General features: G+C 62.5%; 15 protein-coding genes and 2 pseudogenes. 1 reads left to right on the top strand and 16 read right to left on the bottom strand.

All coding sequences use genetic code 11. The features are described 5' to 3' along the window. Positions 1-1,079: cytochrome P450 (locus tag VGG53_RS12125; RefSeq protein WP_331518304.1), on the bottom strand; the 1,079-nt coding region annotated here is incomplete at its 3' end. A gap of 191 nt (positions 1,080-1,270) precedes the next feature. Between VGG53_RS12125 and VGG53_RS12120 the strand changes: the two genes are divergently transcribed. Next, complete coding sequence (locus VGG53_RS12120) at positions 1,271-1,819, top strand: TetR/AcrR family transcriptional regulator (RefSeq protein ID WP_331518303.1); 549 nt, start codon at positions 1,271-1,273, stop codon at positions 1,817-1,819. A 377-nt stretch (positions 1,820-2,196) separates the two neighbouring features. Here VGG53_RS12120 and VGG53_RS12115 read toward each other — a convergent pair whose 3' ends face one another. From VGG53_RS12115 to VGG53_RS12045, 15 genes and pseudogenes are all read right to left on the bottom strand, one after another. Further along, on the bottom strand, positions 2,197-2,571 hold the full coding sequence (locus tag VGG53_RS12115) for a hypothetical protein (protein WP_331518302.1): 375 nt from the start codon (positions 2,569-2,571) through the stop codon (positions 2,197-2,199). A gap of 245 nt (positions 2,572-2,816) precedes the next feature. Continuing rightward, positions 2,817-3,224, bottom strand: coding sequence for a cupin domain-containing protein (locus VGG53_RS12110; protein ID WP_331518301.1), 408 nt, complete (start codon positions 3,222-3,224; stop codon positions 2,817-2,819). 194 nt (positions 3,225-3,418) lie between these two features. Further along, complete coding sequence (locus tag VGG53_RS12105) at positions 3,419-4,177, bottom strand: SDR family oxidoreductase (RefSeq protein ID WP_331518300.1); 759 nt, start codon at positions 4,175-4,177, stop codon at positions 3,419-3,421. Positions 4,178-4,301: 124 nt separating this feature from the next. Continuing rightward, positions 4,302-4,832, bottom strand: coding sequence for a cupin domain-containing protein (locus tag VGG53_RS12100; protein ID WP_331518299.1), 531 nt, complete (start codon positions 4,830-4,832; stop codon positions 4,302-4,304). Between the two features lie 55 nt (positions 4,833-4,887). After that, complete coding sequence (locus VGG53_RS12095) at positions 4,888-5,658, bottom strand: SDR family oxidoreductase (RefSeq protein WP_331518298.1); 771 nt, start codon at positions 5,656-5,658, stop codon at positions 4,888-4,890. 120 nt (positions 5,659-5,778) lie between these two features. Then, on the bottom strand, positions 5,779-6,159 hold the full coding sequence (locus tag VGG53_RS12090; protein ID WP_331518297.1) for a nuclear transport factor 2 family protein: 381 nt from the start codon (positions 6,157-6,159) through the stop codon (positions 5,779-5,781). A 161-nt stretch (positions 6,160-6,320) separates the two neighbouring features. Further along, the gene (locus VGG53_RS12085) at positions 6,321-6,704 is read right to left on the bottom strand and encodes a hypothetical protein (protein ID WP_331518305.1); all 384 of its coding nucleotides are present in this window, start codon (positions 6,702-6,704) and stop codon (positions 6,321-6,323) included. A 64-nt stretch (positions 6,705-6,768) separates the two neighbouring features. Next, a pseudogene (locus VGG53_RS12080) lies at positions 6,769-7,050 on the bottom strand (MFS transporter); the annotation flags it as partial. A gap of 217 nt (positions 7,051-7,267) precedes the next feature. Then, positions 7,268-7,933: a nitroreductase family protein gene (locus VGG53_RS12075; protein WP_331518295.1), complete on the bottom strand. Its 666-nt coding sequence runs from the start codon at positions 7,931-7,933 to the stop codon at positions 7,268-7,270. Beyond that, positions 7,930-8,319: a RidA family protein gene (locus VGG53_RS12070; protein WP_331518294.1), complete on the bottom strand. Its 390-nt coding sequence runs from the start codon at positions 8,317-8,319 to the stop codon at positions 7,930-7,932. Before VGG53_RS12070 ends, VGG53_RS12075 begins: the two co-directional genes overlap by 4 nt. A 35-nt stretch (positions 8,320-8,354) precedes the next feature. Continuing rightward, the gene (locus VGG53_RS12065) at positions 8,355-9,293 is read right to left on the bottom strand and encodes an NADP-dependent oxidoreductase (RefSeq protein ID WP_331518293.1); all 939 of its coding nucleotides are present in this window, start codon (positions 9,291-9,293) and stop codon (positions 8,355-8,357) included. 60 nt (positions 9,294-9,353) lie between these two features. Continuing rightward, positions 9,354-10,832 (bottom strand): NAD(P)/FAD-dependent oxidoreductase, encoded by a 1,479-nt coding sequence (locus VGG53_RS12060; protein WP_331518292.1) that lies wholly within the window; start codon positions 10,830-10,832, stop codon positions 9,354-9,356. A gap of 153 nt (positions 10,833-10,985) precedes the next feature. Further along, positions 10,986-11,411, bottom strand: a pseudogene (locus VGG53_RS12055) (hypothetical protein); the annotation flags it as partial. 47 nt (positions 11,412-11,458) lie between these two features. Then, entirely contained in the window at positions 11,459-11,893 is a 435-nt protein-coding gene (locus tag VGG53_RS12050) for a cupin domain-containing protein (protein ID WP_331518289.1), read from the bottom strand. A gap of 20 nt (positions 11,894-11,913) precedes the next feature. Continuing rightward, positions 11,914-12,669, bottom strand: a 756-nt coding sequence (locus VGG53_RS12045; protein ID WP_331518288.1) for an NADP-dependent oxidoreductase, incomplete at its 5' end; no start/stop codon positions are given.

Raw genomic sequence — 12,669 nt, 5'->3', positions numbered from 1 at the left:
GCTCCGACACAGAAGTGGATGCCCTTTCCAAAGGAGATGTGGCTCTTGCCCGTTGGGCGGTCGAGTCGGAACTCATCGGGGTTGTCGAAGTGCAGCGGGTCGCGGTTGGCTGCGCCCCAGAGCAAGAGCAGCCGCGAGCCGGCCGGCAGGTGTACGCCGCATAGTTCGGTGTCGTTGAGCACATGGCGGTAGTGGCCTCGGAAGGGTGGCTCGTAGCGCAGCACCTCTTCGAGAAACCCCCCGACAAGTTCCGGTTGGTGACGCACCTGTTGTTGGACATCGGGTCGAGTCGCGAGAATCCAGGCCGCGGAACCGATCAGGGACGCCGTGGACTCGCCGCCCGCGCTGAACAGCGTCACCATCATGGTCAGTGCCGCCACATCGTCCAGCGCGCCGGTCGCACATGCCGCGGCCAGGTCTCCCAACAGATTATCTTTGGGGTCGGCAGACGCTTGAAAGAACTGTTCGGTGATGTAAGCGCCGAGTTCCATCACCGCAACACCAGCAGCCTCCAGTTGATCCGCAGTCACTAGTCCTTCGACTATCTGGGTCGCCGAGTATCCCCATCGGCTGAGCCTGTCGATGTCGCTGTCCGGGACGCCGATGATGCGACCGACGATCATCATCGGCAGCCGATTGGCCATCGCACTCATCCATTCGATGTGGCCGCCCTGGGCATTGGTGTTCCAGATATCAGCCGCGGTGGTGGAGATGAATGGCTCGAAGGCACGGATACGCTTGGCAGCGAGCTGCGGCAGCAACAATTTTCGATGTAGCGAGTGTGCCGGCTCGTCGGCGGTGGCCAGTGCCTGGATGGCTCCCCCGAGTTCCCCGACTTCGAAGGCGGCTACTGTGCCACCGGGCTGGTGCATCATCGTCGCGGTCAGGTTGGACGAGAAGTCGGCGCACCGTACTACCGCCTCATTAACGGCCGCCCAACTGCTCACCGCATAGAAGCCGGATTCCGCGATCCGATGGACCGGTCCCGCTTGATGCATCTGCCGGTAAAGCGGATACGGATCCTGGACGTACCGATCGTCGAACAGTGCCAGGCCGAGTCCGCCATCCGCCGGGGTCATGGGTACAGGCTGCGGGGCGTACAAGACCGGGGTCAATGGACGTCGCCGATATTGCGATCCGTCGTTCGCGCCGAATACCCCTGCCGTCTCAATGGCCCGCATTTACCTGCACCGATGGTGAAACATGCGGCAGAGTTTGTCTCAAATCTGAGAAGATGTCATGCCGAAGACACGCGGAGGTGAGACGCCTGATGGTTCGAGACGACTGGGTCCTAGGTGGGGGCCGTCGAACGGCAGCCGCTGATCGTATTTACGCTGCCGCAACGGAACTCGTCATCCGACACGGGTTCGACGCCTTCGACATCGACACCCTGGCCGCACAGGTCCACTGTTCACGGGCGACCATCTATCGCTACGCGGGAGGCAAGGCTCAGATTCGCGACGCCGTGCTGGTGCGCCTCTCCGCGGACATCACCGACACCGTTCGACGTGCGGTCGACGGACTGAGTGGCCCTGAGCGCGTCGTCGTTGCCATCACCGTGGCGCTGGAACAGATGCGGTCGGACCCGATTCGGCGGCTGATCCGCACCTCGAGCAACTCGCCCGAACTCGGCGAGCTGCTCGCATCACCGATGCTGGCGCACCTCGCCGCCGAACTCACCGGCATCACCGACGCCGATCCGCAAGCGGCGCAATGGATTGTGCGCGTAGTGGTGTCGTTGGCCTACTGGCCCGCCGGCAGCAGACGGGTCGAGCAACAGCTGCTCAGGCGCTTCGTCGCTCCGGCATTCAAGGCGTGAACGATGTTGGGGCGTCGCGTCTTTCCCACGGTCACACATGCTCCCCGGCTCGAGGGCCACCTGGTCGGTCGCCGGTCAGCATGAAAACATACGCGGGGCCGCCATCGAGGTAGTCTGCGACCACCAACCGCCTGTGTAATCTGCATCGATGGTCCGCATTACCGGTTCAGATGCGATGTCGGCAGGGACAAAGGCACGGGTAGCTGTGCGATGGGCCCTGAGATGTTGGGTCCACATTCAGGGCGCTAAAGCGTCGGCGCAGTAGGGTTCCCGGGCGGGAACCAGGCGCTGGCCGGGATGTGCACGCTGAACTGCTCTGGTAGAGCCACCAGCGAGCCGAGGATCGCCGGGCAAGACTGCTTAAGCTGATGGTGCATCTATTGGTTGCAAACGGTCACGATGATAGGGCTTCCGCCGCCGCCGCCTCGCCTGCCGCTGTCGGTGCCGGGAATGGTTGCGGTGCCTCCGGGCGCGGCGGGCACGGTGCCGGAGGTGTTGGTGTGCGTGAGGTTGAACTCGCCGCCATCGACGGTCCTGTGCCAGTTGACCGCACCATCCTGGTACCAGTAAGTCACGTTGCTGTCGTAGATGATGCCGAGATAGTTGGTGTCTTCATGGCTGCTGGCGGTGAGTTGTGTTCCGTTGAGGGGCAAACAACCCGCGACATTGGCGGCCGCGACGGGGGCAACAATCGTCGCAGGCACGGCGATCAACAACGCTGCCGCGATACTGGGCAGCTTCGCCCAGTCCATTAGCAGTTCCCCCTTCCCAGACCCACCAGGTCGATACACATCTTGCGCATTTCGGCAGCGTATCCTTGCGATCTGTTAGCCCGCTGGTAGCAGCCTGACAAGTTGCCCATTTTGACACTGCATCGCACCCCACCGCGAACGAATTCAGATCGCGCCACTCGTACGCCTGGAGGACGCCGACGATGTGCGCGAAACAGCATCGAGCGCACGGACCCAATACGTGGCCGTACCGGGCCCAAGCCATGTCAACTTGTGCGCAGTCCCCTTCGCTCCTCAAGCTCCTCTTGGGTAACCCATTCGCGCATCGGCTGCCCGGGCACGCACAACATTGTGAGGACGAAGCTACAAGGAATGTCAGGGCGGTTGTTGGCGTCCTGATAATGAATCACGTCGCCGCCGGGCCCCCAGAACGCGTCTCCAGCGCGGAGGACACGTGGCGCTTCACCCTCGAGCTCGAACAGCATCTCACCGTCAAGCATGTAACCGAATCCCGGACCGCCAGGAAGGCGATGTGGCGGGTAACCAGGGGCGCCCGGTGGATGGTTGATGAGAACAGTCATCACATGGGCGTCGTCATGAATCAACGGTAGCCGTACTTCCTGTAGCACCTTTATTGTTGATTTCGATTCGGAGTCAGTCGTATCCTGCAACATTCGTTCTCCCTCTTATGATTGCGAAACGGAACGCACAGCCGGACCGACAGTGAACGCCTAGTAGAGCGACCACGCCGGATAGGAGCGAAGAAAGCTAACGCTCGAAGCGGACAATGGAAGCTTCGAAACCGCCTGTTGTGCAAGCAAGTCCAGGGCCGGTGCGATTGTGATCACTTGAGTTCCCATTCAATTTCCTAAATGCGGCGGCTGGAGTATGCGTCGATCCAGTCGGAGTATCGAGTAGTGAAGATGGTGGCGTTCTCGTCGGGCGCGAGGGTGTGATCGTCGATCACCGCACCGAAGTATGGTGCCTGGGCATCAGTCACGACCTGACGTTGATCACCCGTGGCGACAAGGCCCCTGCGGACAAAGTCGTCCATCCCCATTGCTTCGGGTCCAGCGATCTCCGTTACTCCGTTGATAGGGCGCCCGACAGCCGCGCGGGCCACGGCGGTGGCGACATCGTCGGCGGCGATAGGACGGAACAATGCGTGCGGCAACCTGACGACGTCTCCATCTGTCGCGGAATCGGCCAACGCAACCGCGAATTCGTAGAACGGAGTTGCCCGCACGATCGAATAAGGTCGGCCCGAATCCTTGATCAGGTTTTCCTGAGCTGCTTTCGCGGTGTTGTAGCCGCTATCCGGCATGATCGGCGCGCCCACTACGGACAATGCGACATGGTGTCTCACTCCCGCTTCCTGCTCAGCAGCAAGAAGATTCGTGGTCGCGGTCGTGAAGAAATGCATCACCGGTTCATCGTCGAAGAATGGTGAATCGGCGACGTCGACTAGGACATCCGCACCGGCGACGGCCTTGGCGAGGCCTGCACCCGTGAGTGAATCGACACCTGATCGGCGTGAGGCGGGGATCACGTCGTGTCCCTGTGCGCTGAGCTTGGACGCTACTTTCGAGCCGATCAGCCCACGACCGCCAATGACTACGATCTTCATGATGAACCTTTCAGAGTTGCGCTTGACTGGTCACTTCTTCTGATCCAGCCGCATCCACGGTGGTTAGCTCGCTTCGCGCCGACATTGCTTGGGCCTACAGGGATTTCGAATCTACAGTTCATTGTCAAATGGGTTCACCGGGGAATTTCAGGTCGAAACGTTTGCATAATTCGGGGACACTGTCGACATCCATCTCTAGTTCGTACCGCGCACACAGTGCATCGAGGGCCTCTGTCGATATCTTGTCCACACCGCCGAGGTCAGAAAGCTCGTCGAAGAACTGCTCAAATCCTGCGGGGGAAATAATCTCAAGGATGCGGGCGGGCTCGTCGCCGGCGTTCCAGAATGTATGCCATTGGCTTCGTGGCTTGAAAATAAAGTCGCCAGGTCCGCCGTAGAGCACCTCATCGCCAAGCAAAGCGCCTACGCGTCCCTCGATGATCCAGCTGTACTCATCTTCGTTGTGGTGGCGATGAAGCGGTGCGGCTAGCGCTCGGGGTGACATCGGGTGCTCGAGGACGGAGAAGCGTCCTTGTGCCTGAACCCAATCGACGATGTGGCGGACACCGATCGTCCCATCGAACACGGACTTGCCTTCGGTGCGGCCGACAGACTTAGCTGGCGGGCCGCCTGGCCTCAAGATGTCGCTTGTCACTGCAAGCTCTCCTTTGAGTTTTCTTTCATTGTCAAGGGCCCAGGACCTCCATGGGTCAGTTGCGGCCGGCCATCATGCCGCCGTCGACGTTCAGAATCGCGCCTGTGACCCAACTGGCCTGCTCGGAGAGCAGATACGTGACGGCGTTGGCGACGTCGGCGGGGGTGCCGACTCGTCCCAATGGATGAAGCGGCGCGAAAGTATCGAGCGTGGCGTCGATTTTGTCCTTAGGGACCCACCGCTCGAGGGCGGGGGTCTTGACGGCGGCCGGTGCCACCGCGTTGACGCGGATCTTGTGCGCGGCAAGCTCGATCGCCAGGTTATGGGTGAGCGCATGCAGCCCGGCTTTTTGCATCGAGTGCCCAGCCGATGGGGTCCGACCGATAGCCTGGTGTGCCCACATGCTGCCGATGTTGACGATGGAGCCGCCCTCGCCCTTGGCGATCATGCCCCCAACGACGGTCTGCGTCAGGAAGAACAGCGCGTAGTTCAACTCCATGTAGGAGTCATAGAACTCAGCGTCATACTCGAGAAATGCCTTCGGGATGAAGAATCCGGCCGCATTGACGAGCAGTGTCGCGTCGCTGTGATGCTCGGAAAGCGCGCGCTGAACATCCGCGACCGCAGCGCGATCCGTCAACTCGGCGGCGATGCCCCAGATCCCGCCACGCCGGGTGGTCAGCTCAGCGACGGTGTCTTCGACACGCGCTTTCGAGCGTCCGACGATCACCGCGCTCCCGCCGTGATCGACGATGTCGATCGCGACCTGCCGACCCATGCCGGCAGTGCCGCCGACAACGATGACCTTCTTGGCCTCGAAATGCATATTCGCGGGTCCCTTCCTGGTTCTCCTGACGGCTCCGACTGAACCGCCATGCTTCGTATCGACGACACGACACATCGGGCGCTGTCGAAGAATTCGGGCGTGGAATTGAGGGTGAGCTGGTTAAGCGCCCGGAGCGATCGCACAGGCTGCGACACAGACCCAGCTGCCCTCACGCTTCTGATATGTGTCCGTGTACAGAGCTTCTTGGCCCACTCCACCGGCGAGCATTGTGTACGTGGCGCGGGCGTGGATCAGAGCAACGTCACTGAGGATGCGGATGTTGACGTCGTGGACGGCGAGATCCTTGAAGGGACGCGGCTTTGCGATGTAGGCGAGGAACTCTTCCCGGTTCCGGGTGACGCCCGGAGTCTGCACGATGAAGTCTTCAGCGAGAAACTCGTCGAAGCGCTCGGCATCATTGAACTGGTCGGAGTGGACGTAATCGTTGTTGAGCTGCTCGAGGATCGCCAGATCTTCGATGGACTGCTTGGTCTCGTTCATTTCCATGTCCCTTCTGGTGTCGACTCAGCGACGGTGCCGTGGACCGCGCTTTCGAGCGCGTCCGACGATCACCGATCCCGCGCGGTTTTGGTCGTACTGAGACTGCGGCCAGGCGGGGTGAGCTGTCATCATCCCGACCACCTATTCACCCGGGTGAACGATTAGTGCGGAGAGGATGTTTCGGTCGCGGCCGAGGGGCTGCTGGCCAGGGCGGGTTGCACACCGGGCCGGTCGCGGCATAACGCCGCGATGTCGCAGGGCACAGGTTGGCACCCGGCAGGGGGATTGGTTATCAACAGCGCGGCACACAACGCGCCCACGGCGAATAGTGCCGCGCTCACCTCTAACACGTGGGCGACTCCGTTGGCGCTGGGTGCGCCAACGCTGATCAGGCCGATGGAACCGATCGACATCAGCGCGGCGAGCCGCGAGACGGCGTTGTTGATCGTCGACGCCAGGCCGCTGTATTCGATCGGCACCGAGGCCAGCGTCACCGACGTCAGCGGAGTGATAGTCGCGACCAGCCCAATGGCCAGCACGGTCATCCCACACGAAAATCCAACGCCAGCCGAGGAAATCGACGCAGATTCCGCCCAGCAGCGGGCCCAACGCGAAGGCGGTTCCCGTCCACCCAGTCCAGATGCCGATCGCCGCGGACTGGTGTGCTTTATCGAACACGGTATTGATCAGCGCCAGCGAGCCCGGCACGAGGAACGCCGCACCCAGGCCCTGAATGAGGCGCGCGGTGATCAGCATCGCCGGTGAGGTGGCAACCGCCGCCAGAACCGAGCCCGCTCCGAAAGCCAACAGTCCGAACCGCATAACAGGGACGCGCCCGAACAGATCCGAGATGGACCCGCCGGGCAGAATCGCGGCCGCCATCGCCAGCAAGTAGCCGTCGATGACCCATTGCTGCAGCGCCAATCCGCCGCCGAGGTCGTGCTCAGTGGCCGGCTAAGCGAGGTTGATCACGGAGGAGTCGAGGAACGCGACCATCGACACCGTCACCGCGACCACCATCGCGCGGCTGGTCGGTGGCATATCGCGCAACGTCATTGCGGGGTCCGTTCGGCGCGTGACGATGACTGAGCGCCAGACCCGTTGCGACTCACCACCGGTCGAAATGCACCACGTCGTCGAGCGGAATCCGTTTGGCACGGCGGAAGGTCGTGCCGGTGTAGTAGGCCGTGGGGACGGTCGTGGCGTGATAGACGTTGTCGGGTAAACCGAGGATGGCCCGCATCTCGTCGTCGGCCATAATGGTCACCCCGGTCCACGTGGTTCCCAAGCCCCGAGAGCGCGCGGCGAGCATGTAGCTCCAGGTGGCGGGCATGATCGAACTCCAATACTGATTGGAGTTCTCGCCCGTCAGGGTGCCGTCACCATCGATGACCTCGACGCACGGGATCATCAAGACGGGGACCTCGCCGATGTGCTCGGCAAGATACGCCGCACTGTCAGATACCTTGCGCTGCTCGCGATTGCGCGCGGGGTCTTCCTTGAACCGGTCGGCGACCGCGAACGGGGACGCGACGATCAAGTCCCAGGTGCGGCGGTACACATCGGCGATCGCGCGACGCTGTTCGACATCGGTGACCACGATGAAGCTCCAGTTCTGCACGTTGGCCGACGTCGGCGCCTGCGCCGCGATCTCCAGGCATTCCCGGATCAGGCCGATCGAAACAGGTTTGGTCAAATCGAGACGTTTGCGCACCGAGCGGGTCGTGGTCAGCAGTGCGTCGGTGAACAAGTCGACGACGGGGTAATCGCTCATGCCGGCAAGATGGCGATGACTTCGACTTCCACGCGGATGTTGGGCCACACCAGCTCGTCGATGATGCTGAACATGGCGGCGGGTTCGTGGCGGATGATCTCTTTGCTCACCGCCAGGTAGGCGGACGCATTGTCACGGCTGGTGACCCATTGGCGTATGTAGGCAATGTCGGTGAGCTTGGCACCGGCCTTGCCGAGCGCGCTTTCGACGTTGGCCCAGCACTGTCGGGCCTCGTCGCTGAAGTCCTCGGGAATGGTGCCGTCTTCGCGCACCCCGGGCGTTCCGGAGACGAAAATCTGCGTGCCGCCGCCAGATACGGCGACAGCGTCGGCGTATTTGCCGATGTGATCGGCCACTCCGGTGCGGATCCGGGTAATGGTGGTCATCTCGAGACTCCTTGGTGATGTGAGGATTTTTTTGGCTAACTTCGTGAGATGTTGATGGTGATGACTACTCCGCTGGCCTCGTGGCCAGTGACGACGCGCGCGAGGGCGGCAGCCGCCCGATCGAGGCCGCAGGAGCGCGGGGTCGGCATCCTCAATCGACGCGAGACGAGCAGTGCGGTGAGGCGGTCGAGTTGAGCCCCATCGGAACGGACGTAAACCGCGGTCACGCTGATCCCGCGGGTGGATGCGGGCAAGTCAGGGGTGATGGTGGCTAGTCGGCCGCCGTCGGCGAGCGCGGTCATCGCCGCACCGGCACCCCCCGGGGCCGCGTTGGCCACGGCGTCGATGGAGTTTTTCGCCAACGCCCGTGCCTGTCGGGGCCACAGCGCATTCCGGTAATCGATGACCTCGCGGGCGCCGTGCCCGCGGACCCGGTCAGCGCTGCGCGGGCTGGCGGTGGCGAGCACGTCGACCCCGCGCAAGGCGGCCAGTTGGACAATGAGCCCTCCGGTGATTCCGCCCGCGCCATGAACGAGCAACGTTTCTCCACCGCGAAGGGCCAACGCCTCGCCGACCACCTGCTCGGCGGTCAACGCCGGCACCGGAAAGATCGCTGCGGTCTCCCACGGAATCTCGGGCGGTTTGTGGGCGAGCGATCCGACGGGCGCTACCAGAAGCGGCGCCCACGTACCTTGGCCACGCAACGGCACAGGGTGGCACAGCACCTGATCGCCCACATTGAATCCGCTCGGGCAACTACCAACGGCCTTGATGACCCCGGCCGCCTCGACGCCGAGCGCCAGCGGCGGCCTACCGCCAACGTCCCAACCGCCGCAACGAACGATGTTGTCCCAGTTGCCAACCCCGGCGCCACGAACGTCGATGAGAACCTCGTCGGCCGCCAACGGTCGCGGGTCTTCCACTTCGAGCGTCTTCACATTCCCGCCGAGCGTGCGGACCCCCGCCACAAGCATGCTCACAGTGAGTCGACCGGCCAGTCGTAAGTCATTGTGGTTCCTCCCAAGGCGATTCGCTTAAGCGCTCTTCTGTGCTTTCTGCGTCTCGTTATTCAGTAACATGGCAAGTTCGGACTCTTGGGCGAGTAACGGATCCCAGACCTGGTTGACCGTCGGATGTGGCGCGACAGCATGGCGTAGCAGACTGACAGGGACCTTGGCGAGGACAGCCAGGGTGGCGGCTTGAACCAGTTCAGAGAACTGCGGGCCGACAAATGTCGCTCCGAGCAGTGTGTTGGTCTCGTCGTTAATGACCAGTTTCGCCCATCCTTGGAAGCCATCCCGGTAAAGGGCGAGGAATGACACTGCGCCGGGGTATTGGGCAGTTCGCGTCCGTACCGCGAACCCTTGTGCTCGGGCCTGACTTTCGGTACGCCCCACCCAGGCCACTTGAGGCTCAGTATGGATAACCTGCGCCAGATTGCCGGCATCACGGGCAATCAACTCGTTCTCGGACAGTTCTCGCCCCGCGGCCCTCGCCGTGATGATGTCGGCTACGACACGGCCGTGGTAAGTGGAAATGTGAGACAACCGAGCACGCCCGGTGGTGTCTCCCAGCGCGTAGAGCCAACCGCCTGTGACGCCGACCGCCTGTAGATGGTCGTTCACAGAAACAATCCCGCCGCCCGGCAGGCCAAGGTTTTCGAGTCCAATGTTGTCGGTGTTGCTACGCCGTCCGGCGGCCAGGACGACCTCGTCTACCTCGATGGTCTGGCGGTGGAAAGTGGCGGTGACGGGACCACCCGCCACGGGGCGAGATACTGCCAACAACTCTGTCTCAAAGTGAATCGTGACGCCTTTGCTTCGCAGTGACTGCACGACCAGCTCGCGAGCTTCAGGTTCGCAGTTGGTAAGCAGAGTGTTCTCACGTACCAGAAGTGTTACCGCGGAGCCCAATCCGGTAAGGATGGACGAAAACTCGACGCCGACCGGGCCGCCACCGACCACCAGCGCCCGAGGTGGCACCTTTGTCATGGTCGTTAAGTCCCGATTGGTCCACGGGCGTGCTTGCGTCAACCCAGGTATCTCCGGCACGTTAGGACGAGTGCCGGTGGCCAGCACGACCGCGTGGCGTGCAGTCAAGACGGCTTCGGTGGTATCTCCCGGGGCATAAGTCACCCGCACTCTGCGTTGGCCGCTCAACCGCCCGAACCCATGAAACACTGCTACACCGGCTTGCCGCAGAGATGCTGTCCGGTCTTGGTCCGAGAGGTGCTCGATGATCGCGTCGCGTTTCGCGAAGACGGCCGCAACGTCCAATCCGTCGCCCGAAATAGCTTCTCGGACACCGGGAACCGCCTTCGCGAGATTGAACACCTCGATCGGGCGAAGCAGCGTCTTACTCGGGTTGCAGCCCCAGTAATGACACTCGCCACCGACCAGACGATCCTCAACGAGCGCGACTGAAAAGCCCACGGACGCAAGCTTCCGCACGGCGGCCACACCGCCCACCCCGCCGCCTACGACGATCACGTCGAAGTCTGTACTAGCTTTCATCAACCCTCACTTTCGATGATCGGTAGGCCCAGCTGTGTTTTGGGCTCATCCGTTACCACGAGCCGGCCGACGTCGGATCGTTAGGTGGCTTGTAAGCGGTCCTGCAGTCACATTCGGCCTGCGACGGTTTCGAGCGTCCGGATTGAACAAGGCGCCAGGATTGTGTGGCGGCGATGTCGTGCCGATTATGGCGTAGGCCGCGGCTGCGCTTGCCGCGGAGAAAACACTGTAACTGAGCGGTGATTCCATACCAAGGGATACAGCCATCGCGGTTCCAAATACTATGAGCACCAAGCAAGTCGCCGCACCAACGAGGTTTGGCCGCCAGCCGGTCAGGAGCAAGACTCCCAGGGTCGCTTCGGTGGCGGTGGCAGCCCAAACAATGACGGTCAATAGCCATCCAGAAGCAAACGGAACAAGCTGGTGGGCATAGTCGGCGAAGGCGCCCATGCTCCCCCAGCTACCCTGCCCAAACGGCTCCCACCAACCGAATCGGTCGGCAACAGCAGACAGAAAGGCCGCCGCGAGCGACGAGCGTAGTGCGATCCGGACAACCCGGATGGCGCTTGGCGTGTGCATGGGCTACTCCCGGAAATGGATAATGCCGTCAACAGTCAACGCGGCGGCTACTTTTCGACAGCGTCGTCCGTGGTGAGCGGGCCGTCTCCGGTATCGACCAGGAAGACTGCGAGTAATTCAGCGGGTTCGGTGGCACTGGCATTTTCACTGACCGTGTGGTGCGCGCCGGGGGCTTCGCTCCACGTCTCACCGGCGTGATAGACGCGTGCAGGCTCACCTTCGACTTGGCTGCGGATCGCTCCGGAGATTACGTAGGCCATGATGAACGCCGATTTCGCGTGGTGGTGAGCTCCGCTTTTGGCTCCCGGCGGATAGCTGACGCTCACTGCTTCAAGTGATTTGCCCGGAACATCGGTAGGTTGATCGAAAACTTCGCGGACAACCGGGTTTTGACCCGATTTCTCTGGCGTCGGCCCGGCGTGGCCTACAGGCGCGAGCATCACCGCAACTGTCAGTGCGGCCAGCGGTATTTTTAGGACCATTTTTTAGCTGCCTTCCCTTTTCAGTCTTGGGCTACGCGCAGGATCGTCTTGCCTGGGATGCGCTTGCCGGGAGCGAATGCGGCGGCAGCTTCGGCGAGTGGCAGCACGGCACCCACCACCGGTTTGAGGCGTCCGTCCCGAACTCGTGCGGCGAGGCCGGCGAGCTGGGCGCGATCGGCTTCGACAAGGAAGAACACTGCCCGTCCGTCGTCCGGCTGGGTCTTCGGCGGCTCGGCGATGGTGACGAGCGTTCCGCCAGCCCGCACCAGAGCGGCCGATCGGGCGAGAACCTCTCCGCCGATCACGTCAAACACGACGTCGACTTCGCCTGCGTCCTCAAGCTTTTCGGTCTCCAGGTCGAGAAAGGTGTGGACGCCGAGCTCGCCCGCCCGGTCTCGGTCTGCTGTCCGGCCGGTACCGATGACGCGCGCGCCGACCTCGCGTGCGAGCTGCACCGCGATCGACCCAACCCCACCCGCGGCGCCGTGGATCAGAACAGTTTGTCCGGCGGCGAGGCGGCCGTGGTCGAAGAGGCCCTGCAAGGCGGCCAATCCAGAGATCGGCAGCGCCGCGGCGACAGTATGGTCGATGTCCATCGGCAGCGGTGCGAGATTACGGGCTTCCACAGCGGTGTACTCCGCCAGCGAGCCGTTGCGGGCCCAGTCGGCGAGCCCAAACACCCGTTGACCGACAGTCAAAAGGGTGGTGCCGTAGCCCAACTCAACCACGACGCCCGACAGCTCGTGGCCGGGCACGCTCGGTGTCCGGTCATGACC

The organism is Mycobacterium sp., from assembly GCF_036490025.1.
In the GTDB taxonomy this organism is placed as follows: domain Bacteria; phylum Actinomycetota; class Actinomycetes; order Mycobacteriales; family Mycobacteriaceae; genus Mycobacterium.
This window is presented reverse-complemented; position numbering and strand designations above follow the sequence as displayed.